We start from the raw sequence: 22483 nt of genomic DNA, 5'->3' as shown, positions 1-22483 counted from the left end.
CGGACGCCATGATCAGCAACTCATCAGGACCCACTCTCCTCGGCTTCGACGTCATCCTCATCGGGACGATGCTCGCCGCGGTCGCCGCTTTCGCGGTCATCCTGGCGATCTATGCCGCGGTGACGGTCAAGGACCCGATGGCCAAGCGCGTCAAGGCGCTTTCCGCGCGGCGCGACGAGCTCAAGGCGGGCATCATCAAGACCAACGCGCGCAAGCGCACCAGCCTGATGCGGCGCACCGACTCGACCGACAAGGTCAAGGGGGCGCTCGCGAGCATGAAAGTGCTCCAGCAGAGCCAGCTGGAAGTCATCCAGCAGAAGCTCGCGTGGGCCGGCTACCGGAACAAGGAACTGGCGGTCTACGTGATCGGTGCCCGCGCGATCCTGCCGATTCTGTTCGGCCTGATCGCCTTCGTGGTCATCTACCTGATGAACCTCTATCCCGATTGGGGCAGCATGAAGCGCCTGTTCGCCCTCTCGGCGGCAGTTGGCATTGGCTACAAGGCACCCGAAATCTACCTCAAGAACAAGGCCAAGAAGCGGACCGACCTCGTTCGCAAGGGGCTTCCCGACGCGCTCGATCTGCTGGTCATCTGCGCCGAGGCGGGACTGACCGTCGACGCTGCGTTCAACCGCGTCGCCAAGGAGCTCGGCCGCGCCTATCCCGAACTGGGTGACGAATTCGCGCTCACCGCGATCGAGCTGTCGTTCCTCAACGAGCGCAAGATGGCGTTCGACAACCTCGCCTACCGCGTCGACCTGGACTCGGTCCGCGGCGTGGTGACCACGATGATCCAGACCGAGCGTTACGGTACCCCCCTGGCAAGCGCGCTGCGCGTGCTGTCGGCGGAGTTCCGCAACGAGCGGATGATGCGCGCCGAGGAGAAGGCCGCCCGGCTTCCCGCGATCATGACGGTGCCGCTGATCCTGTTCATCCTGCCGACCCTGTTCGTCGTCATCCTCGGCCCGGCGGCCTGCTCGATCAGCGACGCGTTCTCGGGCGGCGGCCCCGGCGCGAAGTAAGACCCGCAGGGCCCGGCTGCCAAGTCAGTCGGGTCCGCCTTCGGGCTCACCTCCCAGGCCTGCCGAAGCTTCGCGCAGGCGGCCGAGAAAGCGCGCGAAATCCTCCCGTTCGGTTTCGGAGAAATCTTCGAACAGCTGCTTCTCCATGCCGAGCGCGAGCGGCATGATCTGGCCGTGCATCGCCTTGCCCGCCGCGGTCAGCTCCAGGTGGTGCGAGCGCCCGTCCAGGGCGTTGGCGGTGCGAACAGCCAGGCCGCGCTCCTCGAGACCCTTGCAGGCGCGGTTGACGGCCACCTTGTCCATCAAGGTCGCCCCCGTCAGCTGGCGCTGCGTCAACGCGCCGGAATCGCCGAGTACCGCCATGACGCGCCACTCTGGTATGCGCAGGCCGAACCGCGACCGGTACACTTCGGCCACCCGGCCGCTGACCGCGTTCGACGTGACCGAGAGCAGATAGGGAAGGAAATCCGCCAGCCGCGCTGGTGTTGGGTCGTGGGCCATAGCAAGCGGTTTCTACGGTAACTATTCACCAACGCAAGCGGATCACCGGTACCCGGGCTCATCCCACCAGGGATAGAAATCGGGCATGTCGCCACTCACGGTGTCGGGATATCGGGGGCTGCGCTTTTCGAGGAAGCTCTGGATCCCCTCACGAGCGTCGGCGCTGCGGCTGAGACGGTAGATCGCGCGGCTGTCGATCCGGTGAGCCATCATCGGGTGCTCGGTGGCCGACAGGCGCCACAGCATCGCGCGGGTCATCGCGATCGAGACGGCGGACGTATTGCCGGCGATCTCGTCGACGATCGCGAGCGCCGCGTCCATCAACTCTCCCTGGGGATGGACCGAGCGCACCAGCCCACGGTCCCGCGCCTCGGCGGCATCGAACAGGCGGCCGGTCATGCACCATTCGAGCGCGGTCTGCATCCCGACAAGACGAGGCAGGAACCAGCTCGAGGCGGCTTCCGGCACGATGCCGCGCCTTGCGAAGACGAAACCATAGCGCGCGTTGTCGGAAGCCAGGCGGATGTCCATGGGAAGCTGCATCGTCGCGCCCACGCCCACCGCGACGCCATTGCAGGCCGAGATCAAAGGCTTCTTGCTGTCGAACAGGCGCAAGGTCAGCCGCCCGCCCCCGTCGCGCACGCGCTCGTCGGACAAGTCCTCGACCGGGTTCGGGTCGGAGAACACGTGGCCCCCGCCCTCCGGCGTAAGGTCGGCGCCAGCGCAGAATGCACGCTCTCCGCTACCGGTGAACACGACCGCGCGCACCCTGTCGTCGGCATCGGCTTCGTCCATCGCGGCGATGATCTCGTCCATCATCGTGCGGGTGAAAGCGTTCATCTTCTCGGGCCGGTTCAGCGTGACGACCGCCGCCGGTCCTTGCACCTCGTACCTGATCTGGCTGTACCCGCTCATGCGCCGCTCCCTCGGTTTGTTGGACCCATGGACCACATGGACCACTGTCCTGGGCAATAAAAAGGCGCCTCCACCGGACCGCGAAAAGCGGAACGGTCGAGGCGCCGGAAATGCATCATGCCGCCACGCTAACGCGAGCCGGCCGATGTAGGAAAGGACATGGCCCCGCGATCAGCGCGGCGCCATCCGGATCGCGCCGTCGAGGCGGACGTCCTCGCCGTTGAAATAGCCGCACTCGATCATGGTCATGGCGAGCATGGCGTACTCCTCGGCATTGCCGAGACGCTTGGGGAACGGGACGGAAGCGGCCAGCGCGTCCTTCACCTGCTGCGGCGCGGCGTTCATCAGCGGGGTGTTGAAGATGCCCGGGAGGATCGTGTTCACCCGGATGCCTTCGCTCATCAGGTCGCGCGCGATGGGCAGAGTCATGCCGACCACCCCGCCCTTCGAAGCGGAGTAGGCCGCCTGGCCGATCTGGCCGTCCTCGGCCGCGACCGAAGCGGTGTTGACGATCGCGCCGCGCTCGCCGTCTTCCATCGGCTCCAGCGTGAGCATGCCCGCGGCCGACTTGGCGATGCAGCGGAAGGTGCCGACGAGGTTGATCTGGATGATCCAGTTGAACGCGTCGAGCGGGAAGTGCTTGATGCTGCCGTCGGTCTTGGACCTGCTGGCGGTCTTGATCGCGTTGCCGGTGCCCGCACAGTTGACGAGGATGCGCTCCTGGCCGTGAGCCGCGCGCGCCTTTTCGAACCCGGCATCGACCGAGGCGTCGTCGGTCACGTTGACTTCGCAGAACACGCCGCCGATTTCCTTGGCGACGGCCTCGCCCTTTTCAGCCTGCAGGTCGAAGATGGCGACCTTGGCGCCCTTCGCCGCGAGCGCGCGGGCGGTTGCCGCGCCGAGGCCCGAGGCGCCGCCGGTGACGACGGCGGCGGTGTTGCTATCGACTTTCATGAATACTCTCCCGTCTGGATAAACCGTTTGAATCGTGCCGAGGGGTCCTAGACCGCCTCGATAATCGTGACGTTGGCGACGCCGCCGCCTTCGCACATCGTTTGCAGGCCGTATTTCTTCCCACGCGCATGGAGGGCGTTCAGCAGGGTCGCCATCAGCTTGGTGCCGCTGGCGCCGAGCGGGTGGCCGAGCGCGATCGCCCCGCCGTTGACGTTGAGCTTTTCCGGGTCCGCGCCGACATGCTTGAGCCATGCCAGCGGCACGGAGGCGAATGCCTCGTTCACTTCGTAAAGGTCGATGTCGCCGATGCTGAGCCCGGCGCGCTTGAGCGCCTTGTCGGTCGCGAACAGCGGTTCCTCGAGCATGATGACCGGGTCGCCCGCCGTCACCGTCAGCGTATGGATGCGCGCGCGGGGCGTGAGGCCCAGTTCCTTGAGCGCGGTTTCAGACACCACCAGCGCCGCGCTCGACCCGTCGCATATCTGGCTGGAGGTGGCTGCGGTCAGCTTGCCCCCTTCCTTGAGCAGCTTCACGGCTGCGATGCTTTCCAGCGTGGCATCGAAACGGATGCCCTCGTCCACCGTGTGCTGCGCCTCGCCTTCCGGCGTCTGGATGGTGATCGGCACGATCTCGCGCTCGAACGCTCCGCTCTCGGTCGCGGCGATCGCCTTGCGATGGCTTTCGTAGGCGAAGCGGTCGAGGTCTTCTTTGGAGAAGCCGTACTTGTCGGCGATCATCTCCGCGCCGGCGAACTGCGACCACATGATGCCTGGGTACTTCGCCTCGAGGCCGGGCGACTTGTAGTGGCCCATGCCCTCCTTCATGTGGAACGTCGCGCTGGTGCCCATCGGCACGCGGGTCATGCTTTCGATGCCGGCGGCGATGACCGCGTCTTGCGTCCCGCTCATCACGGCCTGGGCGGCGAACTGGATCGCCTGCTGGGACGAGCCGCACTGGCGGTCGATCGTAACCGCGGGGGTCGATTGCGGCAGCGTCTTCGAAGCGAGCACCGCCATGCGCCCGACCTGCATCGACTGTTCGCCGGCCTGCGTCACGCAGCCCATCACCACGTCATCCACCCGGGCGGGATCGATGCCCGTGCGGCTCACCAGCGCATCGAGCGATGCCGCGGCAAGATCGACCGGGTGCACCCCGGCCAGGCGTCCTCCGCGGCGGCCGCCTGCGGTGCGGACGGCATCGACGATATAAGCGGCGCCCATTGATAGTCCCTCTCACTGCGGAGCCCTCCAACGGGCCCGGTTAATTTCCCTCGCCTAAAGCACCCTAGGTTGCGAATGGCAACTAACTCAATCGCGGATCTGTCCAGCTTTGGTCTTGCGCGCGATGACGAGCACGGTGACCCGCAAAACCTGCGCTGTCACTGAATTGCAACACCGGCTTGCCGTTGTGCCCCGGTTCACAGCTTCCCGTTTGCAAAACTGCTGCCCCGTTGTCACCAGAGCCCGCATTCCGCCGAACCTGTTGGATTGACCCAGCCAGAGGGCGCGGAACTCAGAATCGGACAGGCGACATCGAGCCTGCTCTGGATAGGGGATGGAACAGAAAACATGATGAGCAAACTCCGCAAACAGCTGCTCGCGTCGAGCTCAGCTCTGCGCGTGCTGGCAGTCGTCGGCACGGGCGTCGCTGCGACGGCCCTTCCGACCGCCGCGCTTCACGCACAGGACTACACCTCCGGTGCTCTCACCGGCCGCGTGACCGACGAAGCCGGCGCTCCGGCTGCTGGCGCCACCGTCGTCCTCACCTCGCAGGAAAGCGGCGTGTCGCGTACCGCCACGACCGGCCCCAACGGCAACTTCTCGGTCAATGACTTGGCCCCCGGCACCTATAACGTCGAGGCGAGCAATGCCGCTGGCGCGAGCTATCGCGCGGAAGGCGTGGTCATCCAGCCGTCGACCACGACCCAGCTCACCATCCCGCTGACCGCCGGCGACGTCATCGTCGTTACCGGCGCGCGGATTCAGCAGGCCTTCACCGGCACCACCGTTGGCCTTTCGGTCGACGTCGAGGACTTCATCAAGGACAAGCCGCTCGGCCGCACCCTGACCGACGTCGTCCTGCTGGCGCCGAACACCACGATCGGCGACGCGAGCTTCGGCTACCTGCCCTCGATCGGCGGTTCGTCGGTTGCGGAAAATGCCTACTACCTCAACGGCATGAACCTGACCAACTTCGACAACTACCTCGGCGGCGCCACCGTCCCGTTCTACTTCTACAAGAACGTCGACGTTAAGAACGGCGGCTACCAGGCCGAATACGGCCGTGCCACCGGCGGCATCGTCAACGCGGTCAGCAAGTCGGGCACCAACGACTTTTTCGCTGCCGCGCACATCGACTGGGCTCCGGACTTCCTGCGTTCGCACGGGAAGAACCTGTTCACCCAGCCCAACGGCGTTCCGATCCCGATCACCAACCGGCACTACGACGAAGCCGATTCTCTGCTTGTCACGCTCGAAGCCGGCCTGCCGATCATCAAGGATCGTCTGTTCGTCTATGGCATGGGCCAGTTCCAGCGCACCACCAGCCTGACCAACGCGCCGGCTGCGGGCACCGCTTATGAGCGCAAGAACGACGATCCGTTCTGGGGCGTGAAGGTCGATGCCTATCCGATCGACAGCCAGCACCTTGAGTTCACGATCTTCGATACGCGCAACACGACTACGCGTTTCGACCGCACGTACTCCACCGGCGCTGATGGTGCTCCGGTCATCGGTGCGGCCCCTGCCGTTACCGATTTCTACAGCGGCGGCCTGAACTTCGTCGGCAAGTACACCGGTCAGTTCACCGACTGGCTGACGCTGTCGGCCGCTTACGGCCGGGTTCGCGATCGTTTCGACTTCGCCACGACCGCGGGCGAAGGCAGCTCGCCATACTTCGTAAACGTGTCGACCGACACCGTCTTCGGAGTTCCGGATAGCGGGTTCTTCAATGGTCAGCGCATCCAGCTGATCGACTCGCCTTACGACACCGAGCGCAAGTTCTTCCGCGCCGATGCCGACCTTCGCTTCTCGCTGCTGGGCGACCACCACGTCCGCTTCGGTTACGATCAGGAAAAGAACACCCTCAACCACGTGTCCGTCACCACCGGTGGCGACGTGCTACTGGGAGCAGGCCTGCTCAGCCAGCAAGCCTACGATGCGATCCTTGGCGGTGCGGGTTACCGGATGATCGTCCGCGCGCCGGATGCTACCGGCCAGCCGATCATCGAGTTGAACTATTTCAACACGGGCGGTGCGTTCAAGGCGAAGAACCAGGCGTACTACATCCAGGACCAGTGGGACGTCACCGATCGTCTGACGCTTAACCTGGGCGTCCGCCGCGACGACTTCCGCGTCAACAAGCCGAGTGGCCTGCCGATCGCCAACCTCAAGGAGAACTATGCTCCGCGTCTGGGCTTCACCTATGAAGTCGGCGACGCTGGCAAGTTCTTCGGTTCGTACGGCTGGTACTACCTGCCGATCGCCAGCAACACGGCGTTCCGCCAGGGCGCCCCGTCGTACTACTTCCGTCAGCGTTATTACCTTGACGGCGTCGTGAACGGCCTTCCGGTTCTGGGCGACCAGGTCACCAACAACGGGACCTACCAGACCGCTTGTCCGTTCGCGCTGCTTCCGGGTGGTTCGCTCACCAACTGCAACGTGACCGGCGACGGTGCGGACATCGATACTTCGCAGGCCATCGCGTCGAACCTGAAGGCGACCCGCGAGAGCGAGATCATCCTCGGGTACGAGCACAAGATGGACCTGTGGACCTTCGGTCTGACCTACATCCACCGCAACCTCGACCGTACGGCCGAGGACTCGGCGATCGACGCCGCGGTCAACGCCTACTGCGCGGCGAACAACATCGTCGCCACCAGGCTCAGCGATGGTGCCACGCGTTCGTGCGAGCAGATCTGGACCGGTTATCACCAGTACGTGATCAACAACCCGGGTTCGGACGTCACCGTCAACCTGCTTGCCGCCGGTTACGACATCGACGGCCGGGAAGTGACGCTGACTGCGGACCAGCTCGGTTACGGCAAGGCGACCCGCAAGTACGACGCTGTGACGTTCAGCTTCGATCGGGCTGACAACGGCGTGTACTCGTTCGGCGGCAGCTACACCTGGTCGAAGAGCCGCGGTAACTCGGAAGGCTACGTGCAGTCCGACTTCGGTCAGGACGACTCGGGCATCACCCAGGACTTCGACCAGCCGGGCTTCGTGGACTATGCCTACGGGCCGCTCCCGAACGATCGTCGTCACCAGTTCAAGCTGTACGGAAGCGTGCACCTGAACGAGGACTTCACCGTCGGTACGTTCCTGCAGGTCCAGTCGCCGCGTCCGCTGAGCTGCTTCGGCTGGCATCCGACCGACGTGTTTGCCGGCGGATACGGTGCGGCATCGCACTTCTGCGGCGGCGAGCCGAGCCCGCGTGGCACCGCCCAGAAGACGCAGTGGCTGTCGACGCTCAATCTGAGCGGCCGTTACAACCTGCGCTTTGGCGATCACGTGATGACCCTGCGTGCGGACGTGTTCAATCTGCTGAACTCGAAGGCGATTACCTCGCGCTACGAGTTCGGCGATCTGGATGCCATCTACAACGCAAACAACACCAGCGGCCTGCCCGATGGTTACATCGCCGATCCGGACTTCGGTCTGCCGACCGGCTACCAGGCTCCGCGCTACGTGCGCCTGGGTGTCGACATCACGTTCTAATCGCTGGATGTGAATTGAACCAAAGAGAGAGGCGGGTCGCGAGACCCGCCTCTTTTTTTGACCCATCGCTATGCGCTCGGCCGCTGAACAGGACCACTGGGTCTCGGGCCATCCCTCGCCCTGCTGAATTGTTGTCATATAGCAACAGCCGAAAAATGGATGGACCTTCGAGCACAATTTGATTTTGCGTCTCGACGCGGGCCTATCCAAAGTTGCTCCCGAGTTCACTGAGGCGGCCACCTTCTGGCGCACCTCGTTCTTGTTGTTGGGGACAGTTCAAACATGACCAGACTATCGACGCTGCGCGGAAAGAGTGGCCTGCTGGCCGGCGCGGGCATTGCAGCCCTTTCGCTGGTGGCCTTCGCAGCTCCCGCCTACGCGCAGGATGCAGCGGTCGCGGCGTCTGATTGCGTCGACGCGGACGCCGATGGCGTTTGCGACGATGCTGCTGCTCCGGTGTCCGACGATCAGGGGATTGTCGTCACCGGCTCGCGCATCCAGTCGGTCACCCCTTATAACAGCCCCGATCCGATCTCGATCGTGAGCCCCGAAATCGCGCGCAAGGAAGGCAAGCTCGATCTCGCCGCCGCGCTGCAGAGTTCGCCGGTAGCCGCCGGATCGACCCAGATCACCTCGGCCATCTCGTCGAACTTCGTCACCGATGGCGGCCCCGGCGCCCAGACGATCGACCTTCGCGGCCTTGGCGCAAACCGCACCCTGGTGCTTCTCAACGGTCGCCGCGCCGGCCCGGCGGGTACTCGCGGCGGCGTGTCGTCGTTCGATCTCAACGTCCTGCCGCTGTCGATCATCAAGGATATCCAGATCCTCAAGACCGGCGCTTCGTCGATCTACGGTTCGGACGCGGTCGCGGGCGTCGTCAACATCCTGACCAAGGACCGTGCCGACGGCCTGTCGCTGGACATGAACGTGTCCGTGCCGTTCGATTCCGGGGGCGAGCAGTACCGCGTCAGCGCTTCATGGGGCAAAACCTTCAGCCGCGGCCACTTCCTGGTCGCCGGGGACTATTCGCACACGAACGAGCTGAACCGCGGCGACCGCTCGTATCTCGCTTGCCCGGAAGCTTACATTTTCGACGAGAGCGGCAACCGTTCCGACCTGATCGACCCGCGCACCGGCCAGCCGCACTGCGAAGACCTGCGCTGGGGTCACATCTGGACCTACAACCTGATCGACAACCTCCAGCTTGACGGCCCGGGAGGACCGGACACGGGCATCCAGACCTCGCCCAACGGCCGCACGGTCCTGCTCCAGTACCAGTATCCCAACGGCCCGGGTGGCGGCGCCCTGGGCATTCCGGCCTACGGAGCGCCCTCCTACGGGGTTGCACCCACGTTTGACCCGGTGACGGGCGAGCAGCTTACTTACGGTTACGGCGACTTTGGCGCCCCGGCCGGCTGGTTCCCGACGGGCTATAATGCCGCGTCGATGGCGGTGCAGAACGCCTATCACCCGTTCGTTGAAGAGCAGACGATCATCCCGGAGACCGACCTCTATACCGCGTACGCGGAAGGGTCTTACGAGATTTCCGACGCGGTCGAACTGTTCGGTGAGTTCCTGTACAATCGCCGTGAGACCTATCAGAACGGCTGGCGCCAGTTCTGGAACTTCGGATATACCGGCGATCTGTATTCGACCGGCGCCGGGAACTACTGGAACTATTGGGGCGGCGGCTTCCAGGGCACGAACTACATCAGCCCGACCGCGATCACCAATCATGCCGATTCCAGCCAGAAGGTGGACTATTACCGCGCGGTTGGCGGCCTTCGCGGCGACTTCGGCGGCACGAGCAAGTGGCACTACGAACTGTACGGCCAGTACAGCAAGAGCATCGGCCGTTACCGTGACGAGCGGATCCTGCAGGACGCCTACGACGCCGGATATTTCCAGACGGCATCGTGCGTCGGGACCACCCTGCCCGTTTCCGGCAAGCAGTGTATGGACCTGCCCTGGGCCGATCCCTACTTCCTGCGCGGCGAGTTGACCCCGCAGCAGGTCGATTATCTGTTCGACTGGGAAGAAGGCAAAACCGTCTACACCCAGAAGACGGTCGAAGCCACGCTCTCGGGCGAACTGTTCCAACTGCCCGGCGGGCCGCTCGGCGTGGCGGTCGGTGCCACGGCGCGCGAGGACAAGATCAACGACACGCCCGGCGAGATCACCCTCGCCGGCAACGCCTGGGGTTCGTCCTCGGGCGGCGTGACTGCCGGCAAGAGCGTGACGACCGAAGTCTTCGGCGAGCTCAACATCCCACTATTGGCCGACCGGCCGTTCTTCGAGAACCTGACGTTTTCCGCCGCCGGCCGCCTGACCAACGTGAAGTCCACCCGCGCTTCGGACGGGGTATCCTATTCGGATAACGGCAACTTCACTTACAAGCTGGGCTTCAACTGGGCGCTTACCGACTGGATCCGCTTCCGCGGCAGCTATGGCACTTCTTTCCGTGCCCCGGCGCTGTTCGAACAGTTCCTCGCCAACCAGACCAGCTTCCCCAGCCAGCGCATCGATCCCTGCATCAACTGGGCCGCGGGCCTGCAGCAGGGCACGACATCGCAGCGCATCGCCGACAACTGCGCCGCCGATGGCATCCCGGGCAACTATGCCGGCGGCGGCATCACCGCCACGGCATACTCGCAGGGCGGCCTCGGCTTGCTGAAGTCGGAAACCTCGAAGGCCAAGGTCATCGGCGCGGTGCTGACGCCGGACTTCGGTTTCCTGGGCGACACGCAGTTCAACCTCGCGGTCGATTACTTCGACATCCGGGTGAAGGGCGAAATCTCGCAGCTCGGGCCGGGCACGATCCTGTTCGGTTGCTACGATTCGGAGGACTTCGCGAACGAACCGCTGTGTGACCTGTTCACCCGCGGTCAGAACGCAACGGCGATCTACCAGATCAACGAGATCTTCGACCAGTACGTGAACATCGCCAGCCAGCGGAATACCGGCGTCGATGTCTCGGCCAACCTGCGCCACAACTTCGGCTCGCTGGGCCGGTTGAGCCTGTCGGCCGACATGACCTGGCAGACCAAGGACAGCTTCCAGCTTCTCCCCACCTCGGTTCCCACATCGAGCAACGGCGAAGCGGGCTCTCCGCGGTGGGTTGGCGATTTCCGCGCGACCTGGGCGTTCGATTCCGGCTTCAGCATCTTCTACGGCCTCAACGTGATCGGTGGCACCTCCGACCAGGAGGACTTCGAAGATCGCTACGGTGGCCCGTGCCTGGACTCGTTCAACACCGCCGAAACCCCGCCGCTGCCGATCTACGGCACCTACTGCCCCGACCTGAAGACCCCGACGACGTTCTACCACAACGCGTCGGTGACCCAGGAGATCGCGGATGGCCGGTTCGAGATCACCGCTGGCGTCAACAACATCTTCAACACGCGTCCGCCGCGGGTGTCGGTGCTCAACGGCGAACAGATCAACATGCTCGGGCCGGTCGTGGCCGCCTCGCAGTATCCGTTCGTCGGGCGCCGGGCGTTTATCAACGTATCCGCGAAGTTCTGACACAAACGCACTTTCGGATCGCACGAGCGGTCCGAGCCAGGGGGCGGCATGGCGACATGCCGCCCCTTCTGTTACGGCCCGCAAGGGAGGACGACCGACGATGCCGCAGGTGATGGTCTTGCGTGACAATCTGGACGAAGCAAACGCCCGGTTCCGCCAGGCGCCTCTGCGGGAGCCGGTATTCCTCAACTCGGTGCCCAAGAGCGGCAGTCACCTGCTCCGCAACATCCTGCGCATGTTCGTCCCGGTCGAACAGCACTACACCGCCGACTTCATTCAATGGCCCAACCTGAAGTCGCACCGCGCCGCATTCGATCCGGCCAAGCCGCGGCTAAGCTGGGGTCACCTCCTCTTCGCAGACGCATCCGCAATCGAAACCGCACCCGCGCGCCGGGTGGTGCTCTATCGCGACCCTTACGACTGGGTGATCGCCCGGGCGCGGTTCATGCTGTCCGAACAGTTTTTCGGAAACGTCGAACACCTGCGCTCCGGAGCGCTGTCGGCGGACGAGCTGCTGACGATGATGATCTTCGGATTGCCGGGGAAGCTGCCATCGCTGAACGCGATCTATGAACTCAACGCGGCCGCCTGGCTCGGCGCGCGATGCCATGTCGTCCTCTTCGAAGACCTGGTGCAACACGTCGGCGATCTGGACAACAGCGCCGCCGAAACCTTTTTCGGCGAGCTGCTCGCCGCCTGCGGAATCGACCTGCCCGGCGACTGGCGCGACCGCGTTCGCGTGGGCGCCGACCGGAAGGAAAGCGCCACGGCCCGCGAAAACCTCACCGGCGTGGCGCTGGAGCTGCCCGAAACGCTCGGGAAGGTTCACCGGGAGCTCGTGGACTACCAGGCGCCCGGTTTGCGCGCCCTCCTGGGCTACAGCTGAGCTTTTCCGCCATGGCCACGTTTCCCGGCACGATAACCAGCTATCCCCTGCTCACCCAGGCGCAACTGCTTGCCCGGGAAGGCAAATACGACGCCGCGGCCCAGGTGCTCATCGAGCATTTGCGCCGCTATCCCGGCGAAGTGCGTGGAACAGCCTTGCTTGGCCACGTCGCCCTGCGGATGGGGGCCCTCGGCCAGGCCGAGCATTTCCTGCGCCGCGCGCTTGCAGCTGATACAACCGACCGGGATGTCAGGCGTGACCTGCTATCGGTGTGGACCCAGCAGGAGAGGCCAGCGCAGGCCCTGAAGCTGGTGGAGTCCATGCTGCAGGAGGAAGGCGATCCGATCCTGCGCGGCATCCAGGCAAATCTGCATGAAAAGCTGGGCCACAATGACAAAGCGCTGGAGCTCCAGGCTGCCCTTACGAGGGACAAGCCCGATTTCCCGCCGGCGTGGATCTCGTACGGCCATTACCTGCGCGCGGCGGGCCGGGTGGAGGAAGCCATCGCCGCCTATCGCCGATCGACCGAGGTTGATCCCGAATTCGGAGAGGCGTGGTGGGGTCTTGCGAGCATCAAGCGGCCGGTCCTCGACGCACAGGACATCGAGACCATGCGCCAACAGCGCGCGATCGCGATCGACGTGCGCAACTCCGCCCCGCTCGAGTTCGCCCTCGCCCGTGCGCATCACGACCGCGGCGAGTACCGCGAAGCATTCGCGCATTATGAGCAGGGCAACCGTCTGCGCGCTGAAAGCCTTCAGTACGACGCGAGCCAGTTGAGCGACGAGATCGGCGACGTCGAACGGATCGTCACGCCTCAGTTCATCGAAGCGATGCCGACCGATGCTGTGGGCGATGAAAGGCCCATATTCATCGTGTCGCTGCCGAGGTCGGGTTCGACGCTGCTGGAGCAGATGCTGGGCAGCCATCCCCAGATCGAGCCAGTGGGAGAGCTGCCCTATATCCCGGCCATCCTGCGCACATTCATCGAGATGGCCACCCGCCGCGGCAAGGTCGCGGTAACGGAAGCGATCGCATCCATCCCGGACCAGCAAGCGCAGATGATGGGGCGCGATTACCTTGAGCGCGCAAGGCTCCACCGCAAAACGACGCGCCCCTTCTTCATCGACAAGTTGCCTCAGAACTGGAGCAACATACTCTTCATCCGCCGGATCCTTCCCCAGGCGCGGTTCATCGACATCCGGCGCGACGCGATGGACTGCTGCTTTTCCAACTTTACGCAGTCGTTCACCAACGCGCACGCGGCCTCCTTCACCCTGGAGGACGTAGGCCGCAACTACCGTGACAACGTGCGATTGATGAACCACTTCGATGCCGTTGCGCCGGGGATGGTCGCCCACGTCGACTACGCTGCGCTGATCGGCGATCCCAAAGCGCAGATTGCGCCCGTCCTCGAGCAACTGGGCCTGCCTTGGGACGATTCCATTCTGGAATTTCACCGGCTGGACCGGATCGTGCGAACGCCGAGCAGCGAGCAGGTCCGCCGTCCGCTGAACCGCGACGGCGTGGACGTATGGCGGCCCTATGCCGAATGGCTTGGTCCGTTGCGCGACGTTCTGGGTCCTTTGGCGCGGGACTAGGTGCGCGCATCGCCCTTTTGGCCCACGATATTGATAAATGCGTGTGACAATCTGAACACGGTATCCGGCAAATAGAACGCACGGTAGGGGTTGCGGTTGAAAACCGAGCCGTTCCGTTCATGGACGAATGTCGGTCCACCCACCGGCCGGACCGCATCCATCGCTATGAACTTCAACCGAAAAAGATAGCGGCTGATTCCACAGCCCCAGGGTCAAGGAACAATCACAGTGAAAGTTTTTGCAAAGGCCGCCCTGCGCGGATCAACTTCGCTGGTCGCCACGATCGTGGCTGCTGGCATCATCGCGGTGCCCGCCATCGCTCAGGACGCCCCCGCGCCTACCGAAGAGGCCGACCGCCCGCTGGAGAACAATCCCGACGGCGTACAGACCGAAGCTGACGGGCGCGATTCCGCGGATGGTCTGATCGTCGTCACCGGCAGCCGTATCCGTCGCCCGGATTACGATAGCGCCGAACCGACCCAGGTCATCAGCAGCCAGTACATCAACGAGCGCGCGATCACCAACGTCGCCGACGCACTGAACGAAGGCCCCGCGATCCGCGGTTCGGTCACCCCGAACGGCGCGCAGGGTTCGTTCGGCCAGGGTGTTAACTTCGTCAACAACTACGGCCTCGGCTCCAACCGCACGCTCACCCTCGTCAACGGCCGGCGTTTCGTGTCATCGAACGTGGCGACCCTGTTCAACCAGGCCTCTGCCGGTACCCAAGTCGACCTCAACGTCATCCCGACCGCCCTTACCGAGCGGGTCGACATCGTTTCGGTCGGCGGCGCGCCCGTCTATGGTTCCGACGCGATCTCCGGCGTGGTCAACGTGGTGCTCAACACCAAGTTCGACGGCGTGGACCTCCAGGCAACCGCCGGCGTGACCGAGCGCGGCGATGGCTTCCGCTACAACGGCACTGCCGTCGTGGGTAAGAACTTCCTCGACGATGCACTGAACGTCACCCTTTCGTACTCGCGCGACCGCAGCGAGGGCATCCTCCAGAACGCGCGCGACTTCTACCGCGACAACCTGGGCAACGTGACCAATCCGACGGAGGCCCAGGCTGCCGCGCTGATCGGACGCACGGGCATCACCTCGATCAACGACGGCCGCATCAACACGACCATTCCGTTCGATGGCACCGCGACCGACGATATCCCGGGCACCATCCTGGCCCGCGACATCACCATTCCATACCTCACGGGCGGCGGCCTCATCACGGCCACTGCCGGGGGCGCGGGCACCGCATACAACTTCCAGTTCGACAGCAATGGCAACCTGGTCCCCTTCGACCGCGGCATCGCGTTCCCGGGCATCTACGGCAGCGGCGGCGACCCGAACGCGTTCCGTTTTTCGGATTACGGCCAGATCACGTCGGACCTGAAGCGCGACATCGCGAACGGCTTCGTGACCTGGGAACTCGCCCCGGCGCTGACCTTCTTTCTGGAAGGAACCTACTACACCTCGCGCGGCGACGAGCTGGTGCAGCAGCCCTCCTTCAACTCGAACCTGTTCGGCGGAGCGAACGGCCCGCTCACCTTCTCGGTGAATTCGCCGTTCCTGACCACCCAGGCGCGCGACCTGTTGGTTTCGCGCGGCGTTTCGCTGTTCCAGGTCAGCCGGGCCTCGGCCGATCTCGCCGACCTGACCGGCTACTCCAAGACCCGGCTTTATCGCGGGGTCGCCGGTGTTCGCGGCGACTTCAACCTCTTCAACGGACGCGAGTTCAACTACGAGGTCAGCGCGAACTTCGGTCGCAACCGCATCACCGACGTCGGCCAGGACATCAACCGCCAGAACTTCATCAACGCTGTGAACGTGGCGTCGGTGGGCGGACAGATCGTCTGCACCACGGCGAAGACCACCGGCGGTGGCTATGCCGCGCCCGGCGGCACTCCCGTGGCGGATGCCAACTGCGTTCCGCTCAACCTGCTGGGTGAAGGCCTGTCCGATCCCGCCGCACGGGCCTACGTCATCCAGGAGAGCCGGACGGTTTCCAAGCTCGAGCAGGATGACTTCCTGGCGACGGTTTCGGGCAGCCCGTTCGACATCTTCGGCAACAGCGTCGGTCTGAGCGCCGGCTATGAGCACCGCCGCGAGGCGGCCAGCTTCACGCCGAGCGAGTTCCAGCAGCAGGGTCTTGGCCGTTCGGTGGCCATCGGTCCGGTGTCCGGCTCGTACAACGTCGACGAAGTATTCGGCGAAGTGAACGTGCCGCTGATTACCCCCAGCAACGGGATTGGCTTCATCAACCGCCTCGAGGCGTTTGGGCGTGGCCGCTACGTCGACAACACCGTCAACGGCGGCTTCTTCTCGTGGGCCGCTGGCGGCCTGTTCTCGCCGATCCCGGACATCACCTTCCGCGGCAACTACACCAAGTCGTTCCGCGCGCCGGCGATCACCGAGCTGTTCCTGCCGATCTCGCCGACGTTCACGAACGTCCCGGATCTCTGCTCGGCCGGCAACCGCAACGCCGGACCGGCCCCGGAAACGCGGAACCGGAACTGCGAGGCGTTCCTGGCCAAGTACCCGACCGCGACGCCGTTGCAGGCTTCGCAGGCCACCGTTCCCGGCCTGTCGGGCGGCAACCCGAACCTCGATAACGAAGTGGCCAACAGCTATACCTTCGGGGCCGTGCTGCGTCCGCGGTTCCTCAGGAACTTCGTGGCGAGCGTCGATTACGTGCGGATCAACATCACGAAGCCGATCACGCAGCTGTCTGTGGCGCAGATCGCCTCCGCCTGCTTCGACAACGAGAACTTCGATGCAAGCGATCCGGCAAACGGCAACGCGTTCTGCTCTCTGATCCGTCGCGACGCGACGGGGCAGGTTCCGTATGACGCGGCCAACCCGGCGGTCACCAGCCAGTTCATCAATGGAAACCGGATCTTCTTCTCCGGCATCCAGGGTGGATTCGACTGGATCCTCGACGCGCCGTTCCTGTCGAGTGACTCGAAGTTCGAGATCGGCGGCACGGGCCTCTACGTTCGCCGCCGCCTGATCGACACCACCGGTGTGGCGCCGACGCGGAGCGATGGCGTGTTCGGCGATCCGAAGTTCGCCGGCCAGGTGAACTTCCGCTATTGGAACGACGACTGGGGCACCTCGATCTCGACCAACATCGTGGGCAAGCAGATCGCTTCGCGCACCGAGGCTGTCCGCGAGATCCAGGCGTACAAGGGCTACGCGACCGTGAATGCGAGCGTGTACTTCGACGTCCAGGACGACTTCCGGTTCACGTTCTCGGTGAGCAACCTGTTCGATCGCATCGGCCAGGCTTATTATGGCTACCTCATCCCGGGCTCGATCAACGATGCCTTCGGTCGCCGTTTCGCGGTGTCGGTCAACAAGACCTTCTGATCCATCGCGAACCTGAAATGAAAAGGGCGGCCCCGGGGCCGCCCTTTTTTTTGGCTTACTGGACCGACATGGCGAGGCCGCCCTCGCCCTCGTCGATCCTGACGGTCGATCCGTCCGGCACCTCGCCGCCAAGGATCTTCTCGGCCAGGGGATCCTGCACATATCGCTGGACCGCCCGCTTGAGCGGCCGGGCACCGTAGACGGGATCGTAGCCCACCCGGCCGAGCCAGCGCTTCGCGGAGTCGGTAAGTTCCAGTACGATCTTGCGGTCTTTCAGCAGCTTCTGCACCCGCGCGACCTGGATCTCGACGATCGGGGCCATGTGTTCCTGGCCGAGCCGGTGGAACAGGACGATCTCATCGAGCCGGTTCAGGAACTCGGGCCGGAAATGCGCCCGCACGACATCCATCACCTGCGGCTCGACGCTCTCGACGTCCTTGCCCTCCTCGATCTGGGTCAGGAACTGGCTGCCGAGGTTGGAGGTGAGGATGATGAGCGTGTTCGAGAAATCGACCACCCGGCCCTGACCGTCGGTCAGGCGCCCGTCGTCGAGCACCTGGAGCAGGACGTTGAACACGTCGGAGTGCGCCTTCTCCACTTCGTCGAACAGTACTACCTGGTAAGGGCGCCGCCGCACGGCCTCGGTCAGTACGCCGCCTTCTTCGTAACCGACGTAGCCCGGAGGCGCTCCGATCAGGCGGGCGACCGCGTGCTTCTCCATGAATTCGCTCATGTCGATGCGGACCATCGCGCTGTCGTCGTCGAACAGGAAGCCGGCGAGCGCCTTGGTAAGCTCGGTCTTGCCGACGCCGGTGGGCCCGAGAAACAGGAAGCTGCCCAGCGGCCGGTTCGGGTCTTGCAGGCCAGCGCGGGCGCGGCGCACCGCCTTCGACACCGCCTCGACCGCTTTTTCCTGGCCGATCACGCGCCCGCCGATGACCTTTTCCATGTTGAGGAGCTTTTCGCGCTCGCCTTCGAGCATCTTGTCGACCGGGACCCCGGTCCAGCGGCTGACAACGCTGGCGATGTCATCCTCGGTCACTTCCTCGCGCAACAGCGCGTTCTCGGCCGGCCCCTGCGCTGCGGCGAGGCGCTGCTCCAGTTCGGGGATGCGGCCGTATTGCAGCTCGCCCGCCCTGGCGAGATCGCCCTCGCGCTGGGCCTGCTCCAGCTCGATGCGCGCTGCGTCGAGCTCTTCCTTGACCTTCCCTTCGGCGGCAATCTTGTCGCGTTCGTTCTGCCAGCGCGTGGTCAGCTCGCTCGATTGCTGCTCAAGATTGCCGAGCTCCTCGCGCAGCGCGGCGAGCCGGTCCTTCGACGCGGCATCGCTTTCCTTGCCGAGCGCCTGCTCCTCGATCTTGAGCTGGATGATCCGCCGATCGAGGTTCTCGATCTCTTCGGGCTTGCTCTCGACCTCCATCCGCAGGCGGCTGGCCGCCTCGTCCATCAGGTCGATCGCCTTGTCGGGCAGGAAGCGGTCGGCGATGTAGCGGTGCGAGAGCGTCGCCGCTGCAACGATCGCGCCGTCGGTGATGCGCACGCCGTGATGCAGCTCGTACCGGTCTTTCAGCCCCCGCAGGATCGAGATGGTGTCTTCCACGGTCGGCTCGCCGACGAAGACCGGCTGGAAGCGGCGCTGCAGGGCGGCGTCCTTCTCGACGTACTTCTGGTATTCGTCGAGCGTCGTCGCGCCGATGCAGTGCAGCTCGCCCCGCGCCAGCGCCGGCTTCAGGAGGTTGCCGGCGTCCATCGAGCCTTCCGACGCGCCCGCGCCGATCAGGGTGTGCATCTCGTCGATGAACAGGATGATATCGCCCTCGGCGCCTTTCACCTCGTCTAGCACGGCCTTGAGGCGTTCCTCGAACTCGCCGCGGTACTTGGCGCCCGCGATCAGCGCGCCCATATCGAGCGCCATCAGCTTGCGGTCCTTGAGGCTGTCCGGCACGTCGCCATTGGCAATGCGCAGCGCCAGGCCTTCGGCGATCGCGGTCTTGCCGACGCCGGGTTCACCAATCAGGACGGGGTTGTTCTTGGTGCGCCGGGCAAGGATTTGCACCGTGCGGCGGATTTCCTCGTCGCGGCCGATCACGGGGTCGAGCTTGCCGGACCGCGCGACCTCGGTGAGATTGCGGGCATATTTGGTCAGCGCGTCGTAGCTCTCCTCCGCGCTGGCGGAGTGCGCCTGCCGTCCGCCACGCAGCTCGGTAATCGCCGCCTCAAGCGATTGGGTGGTCACGCCCGCCGCCTTCAAGGCCTGGCCGGCCGCGGTTGTCGTCGCCAGGGTCAGGGCAAGGAGCATCCGCTCGACCGTGACGTAGCTGTCTCCGCTTTTCGTCGCCGCCTGCTCTGCCTGGTCCAGCACACGCACCGCATCATTGTCGAGCCCGGGCGTCGCCTGCGCACCGCCGCCGGACACCGCCGGGATCTTGCCCAGCGCCGCGTCGATGCCTTGCACGGCAACCGCCGGGTTGCCGCCGGCGCGGGTAATCAAGCCGGCGGCCATGCCCTCGCTGTCCTCGAGCAGCGCCTTGGCGATGTGCTCGGGGGTGATCCGCTGGTGGTTCATGCGGATCGCGACTGTCTGCGCGCTCTGGATGAAACCCTTTGCGCGATCAGTGAACTTTTCGAGATTCATGACTGCTCCCTCACTCTTCCCGTCCGAGATGGTGTTGCGCAAATGCAACACAACCCTCGCTGGCAATTTTTTCCCGGTTTGCCGGTGTATTGTTCAAGTAGGTGGGTCGCAGCCCACCCCCCGGCAAGGCCCGGTTGCAACGATTTTCCCGCCCGCTATGGCGGTTGTGGGACGGGAGAAATACGCAATGCGCACATGGGCAATCCGCGCTGCGGTCGGCGTGCTGCTGCTGGCGCTGGCAGCGCTGGTCGGCCTGATGGTGTGGGAACCGCTGCTCGCTCGGGCCGGCAAGGCTCCCCCCGCGCACGCTTATACAGCAGAGATCGTGCGCGACGAATGGGGTGTGCCGCACATCTATGGCAAGACCGACGCCGACGTGGCGTACGGCGTGGCGCAGGCTCACGCCGAGGACGATTTCCGCACCCTGCAGGATGTCGCGGCGATGACGCGCGGGCGTTATGGCGCGCTTGCCGGACAGGACGGGGCACAGTTCGATTACGTCCTTGCCCTGCTCGATGCGCGGGGAACCGTGAACCGCCAGTATGCGAAACTCGAACCGCGCACCCGCGCGTTGCTTGATGCCTACGCCACGGGTCTCAACGATTATGCCGCGGCGCATCCTGGCGAAGTGCGGCTCGGCGGCCTTTTCCCGCTTAATGGAGAAGACATCGCAACCGGCTTTGCGTTGCGCCAGCCCTTCTTCTTCGGACTTAACAATGTCATCGGTCCGCTGGTGAAGGGCGAGACACTGCTGCCCGATCCCGGCCCGCGCCTGAACGCCAGTCCGCTGCCCGGCCGCGAGAGCGCAGCAAATCTCGGTTCCAACGCCTTCGCCATCGCCCCCGGCCGCTCCGATGATGGAGTAACCCGTCTCGTTTCGAACAGCCACCAGCCATGGGAAGGAGGCGTGGCGTGGTACGAACTGGTGGTTCAAAGCGACGAAGGCTGGCATTTTGCGGGCGCAACCTTCCCGGGCAGCCCCTTCCCCTTCCTCGGCCACAACGAAGACCTTGGCTGGACCAACACGGTCAACGAGCCCGACATGGTCGACGTGTACAAGCTGTCGCTCGACACAAGCGGCACCCGCTATCGCCTCGACGGCAAGTGGCTGCCGCTCCAGAAGAAGGCCGTGCTGCTGCCGGTTCGCATCGGCCCCCTGGTGCTGCCGGTCAGCCGCGAAGTTTATCGCAGCGTCCACGGCCCCGTCATCATCAACGACCGCGGCGCATTCGCTTTCCGCTATGGCGGGATGGGGCGGCTGGATACTCTCGACGCCTATTACGCGCTCAATCGCGCGAGAACTTACGACGAATGGGAGGGTATCCTTGCCCGCCAGGCGGTTCCATCGACCAACTTCATCTATGCCGACCGAAGCGGCACGATCGCCTATTGGTACAATGCGGCCATCCCGCAGCGGCAAAAAGGCCCCGACTGGCGCGGCATCCTGCCGGGCGACCGCAGCGATCTTATCTGGCGCGGACTGGTGCCGTTCGATCGCCTTCCGCACTATGTGAACCCGGCATCCGGCTTCGTGTTCAATTCGAACAACACCCCGTTCGTCGCCGCGGGCAAGAGTAGCAACCTGCCGCCTGCCAGCGCCTCACCCGAAATGGGCGTGGAGCAGCGCATGACTAACCGCGCCTACCGCGCCGAGAAGCTGCTCGATGGCACGAACCCCATCGGGCGGGCGGAACTCCAGCGGATCAAGTACGATACCGGCTACGAGCGGTCAGGTTACGTAGGCAAGGTGCTCGACGGGATCGCAGCGCTGGACGTTCGCGGAAATCCCCGCCTCGTGGCGGCACAGCGATTGATGGCCAGTTGGGACCTCAACGCGGATGGCGCCGGCGCCGCCGATGCCCTGGCCGTGCTGGTCATGCGCAAGCCGATGGGCGATGACTACTCGGGCAAGCCGCCGACTCCTCCGCTTGAATTGCTCGACACGGCAAGTGCGCACCTGATGGAGCACTTTGGCCGCCTCGATCCCCCACTGCAGGACATCCTCCGCCTCCGCCGCGGTCCGGGGCGATTTGCGGTTGACCTTCCGCTCGACGGCGGCAGCGATACCTTGCGCGCATCGACTTTGTGGGACGTCGACGAGGATGGACGGCTCAAGGTCAAGCATGGGGACAGCTTCGTCATGTTCATCGAGTGGGCACCCGGCAAGCCGGTCGCGAGCCGGTCGATCCAGCCCTTCGGGGCCGCCACGACCCGGCCCGGCAGCGTACACTTCACCGATCAGGCGGGCCTGTTCATCCAGCACAAGCTCAAGCCGGTCCATTTCACCCGCGCTGATACGATGGCGAATGCCGTTAGTCGAAAGCTCGTGACTCACCGCGCCGATTGAAATTAGTCGGACAACC

Annotated in this window: 12 protein-coding genes; 7 read left to right on the top strand and 5 right to left on the bottom strand. The window is 64.6% G+C overall.

Features of this window, described 5'->3' with window-relative positions; translation table 11 throughout:
* Positions 1-8: 8 nt before the first annotated feature.
* The gene (locus IEW58_RS02500) at positions 9-1022 is read left to right on the top strand and encodes a type II secretion system F family protein (RefSeq protein ID WP_188643678.1); all 1014 of its coding nucleotides are present in this window, start codon (positions 9-11) and stop codon (positions 1020-1022) included.
* Between the two features lie 24 nt (positions 1023-1046).
* On the opposite strand, the gene IEW58_RS02495 is transcribed toward IEW58_RS02500, so the two are convergent.
* The 4 genes from IEW58_RS02495 to IEW58_RS02480 form a co-directional block, all read right to left on the bottom strand.
* Positions 1047-1523, bottom strand: coding sequence for a MarR family winged helix-turn-helix transcriptional regulator (locus IEW58_RS02495; RefSeq protein ID WP_188643677.1), 477 nt, complete (start codon positions 1521-1523; stop codon positions 1047-1049).
* Positions 1524-1565: 42 nt separating this feature from the next.
* On the bottom strand, positions 1566-2438 hold the full coding sequence (locus IEW58_RS02490; protein ID WP_188643676.1) for a crotonase/enoyl-CoA hydratase family protein: 873 nt from the start codon (positions 2436-2438) through the stop codon (positions 1566-1568).
* A 171-nt stretch (positions 2439-2609) separates the two neighbouring features.
* Entirely contained in the window at positions 2610-3392 is a 783-nt protein-coding gene (locus tag IEW58_RS02485) for an SDR family NAD(P)-dependent oxidoreductase (RefSeq protein ID WP_188643675.1), read from the bottom strand.
* A gap of 47 nt (positions 3393-3439) precedes the next feature.
* A complete protein-coding gene (locus IEW58_RS02480) occupies positions 3440-4612 on the bottom strand; it encodes an acetyl-CoA C-acetyltransferase (RefSeq protein ID WP_188643674.1) in 1173 nt (390 codons plus the stop codon).
* A gap of 348 nt (positions 4613-4960) precedes the next feature.
* Here IEW58_RS02480 and IEW58_RS02475 point away from each other — a divergent pair, with 348 nt between their 5' ends.
* From IEW58_RS02475 to IEW58_RS02455, 5 genes are all read left to right on the top strand, one after another.
* Positions 4961-8110: a TonB-dependent receptor gene (locus IEW58_RS02475; protein WP_188643673.1), complete on the top strand. Its 3150-nt coding sequence runs from the start codon at positions 4961-4963 to the stop codon at positions 8108-8110.
* A gap of 282 nt (positions 8111-8392) precedes the next feature.
* Complete coding sequence (locus IEW58_RS02470) at positions 8393-11635, top strand: TonB-dependent receptor domain-containing protein (RefSeq protein WP_188643672.1); 3243 nt, start codon at positions 8393-8395, stop codon at positions 11633-11635.
* A gap of 100 nt (positions 11636-11735) precedes the next feature.
* Entirely contained in the window at positions 11736-12521 is a 786-nt protein-coding gene (locus tag IEW58_RS02465; RefSeq protein WP_188643671.1) for a hypothetical protein, read from the top strand.
* Positions 12522-12532: 11 nt separating this feature from the next.
* On the top strand, positions 12533-14122 hold the full coding sequence (locus IEW58_RS02460; protein WP_188643670.1) for a tetratricopeptide repeat-containing sulfotransferase family protein: 1590 nt from the start codon (positions 12533-12535) through the stop codon (positions 14120-14122).
* A gap of 228 nt (positions 14123-14350) precedes the next feature.
* A complete protein-coding gene (locus IEW58_RS02455) occupies positions 14351-17485 on the top strand; it encodes a TonB-dependent receptor domain-containing protein (protein WP_229658401.1) in 3135 nt (1044 codons plus the stop codon).
* 55 nt (positions 17486-17540) lie between these two features.
* On the opposite strand, the gene clpB is transcribed toward IEW58_RS02455, so the two are convergent.
* Positions 17541-20120 carry an ATP-dependent chaperone ClpB gene (clpB, locus tag IEW58_RS02450; RefSeq protein ID WP_188643669.1) on the bottom strand — a complete coding sequence of 860 codons (2580 nt, stop codon included), beginning with the start codon at positions 20118-20120 and terminating at the stop codon, positions 17541-17543.
* Positions 20121-20307: 187 nt separating this feature from the next.
* Between clpB and IEW58_RS02445 the strand changes: the two genes are divergently transcribed.
* The gene (locus IEW58_RS02445; RefSeq protein WP_188643668.1) at positions 20308-22467 is read left to right on the top strand and encodes an acylase; all 2160 of its coding nucleotides are present in this window, start codon (positions 20308-20310) and stop codon (positions 22465-22467) included.
* The last annotated feature ends 16 nt before the right edge of the window (positions 22468-22483 follow it).

The sequence above is a fragment of the Tsuneonella deserti genome, assembly GCF_014644315.1.
GTDB classification, from domain to species: Bacteria; Pseudomonadota; Alphaproteobacteria; order Sphingomonadales; family Sphingomonadaceae; genus Tsuneonella; species Tsuneonella deserti.
Note: the sequence above shows the minus strand (reverse complement) of the source record. Positions and strands in the feature narration are given on the sequence as shown.

What these genes read in the sequence shown, in the direction of transcription:
- IEW58_RS02500 (WP_188643678.1), top strand. Translation starts at nt 9, where the DNA reads ATGATCAGCAACTCATCAGGACCCACTCTCCTCGGCTTCGACGTCATC.
- IEW58_RS02495 (WP_188643677.1), bottom strand. Translation starts at nt 1,523, where the DNA reads ATGGCCCACGACCCAACACCAGCGCGGCTGGCGGATTTCCTTCCCTAT.
- IEW58_RS02490 (WP_188643676.1), bottom strand. Translation starts at nt 2,438, where the DNA reads ATGAGCGGGTACAGCCAGATCAGGTACGAGGTGCAAGGACCGGCGGCG.
- IEW58_RS02485 (WP_188643675.1), bottom strand. Translation starts at nt 3,392, where the DNA reads ATGAAAGTCGATAGCAACACCGCCGCCGTCGTCACCGGCGGCGCCTCG.
- IEW58_RS02480 (WP_188643674.1), bottom strand. Translation starts at nt 4,612, where the DNA reads ATGGGCGCCGCTTATATCGTCGATGCCGTCCGCACCGCAGGCGGCCGC.
- IEW58_RS02475 (WP_188643673.1), top strand. Translation starts at nt 4,961, where the DNA reads ATGATGAGCAAACTCCGCAAACAGCTGCTCGCGTCGAGCTCAGCTCTG.
- IEW58_RS02470 (WP_188643672.1), top strand. Translation starts at nt 8,393, where the DNA reads ATGACCAGACTATCGACGCTGCGCGGAAAGAGTGGCCTGCTGGCCGGC.
- IEW58_RS02465 (WP_188643671.1), top strand. Translation starts at nt 11,736, where the DNA reads ATGCCGCAGGTGATGGTCTTGCGTGACAATCTGGACGAAGCAAACGCC.
- IEW58_RS02460 (WP_188643670.1), top strand. Translation starts at nt 12,533, where the DNA reads ATGGCCACGTTTCCCGGCACGATAACCAGCTATCCCCTGCTCACCCAG.
- clpB (WP_188643669.1), bottom strand. Translation starts at nt 20,120, where the DNA reads ATGAATCTCGAAAAGTTCACTGATCGCGCAAAGGGTTTCATCCAGAGC.
- IEW58_RS02445 (WP_188643668.1), top strand. Translation starts at nt 20,308, where the DNA reads ATGCGCACATGGGCAATCCGCGCTGCGGTCGGCGTGCTGCTGCTGGCG.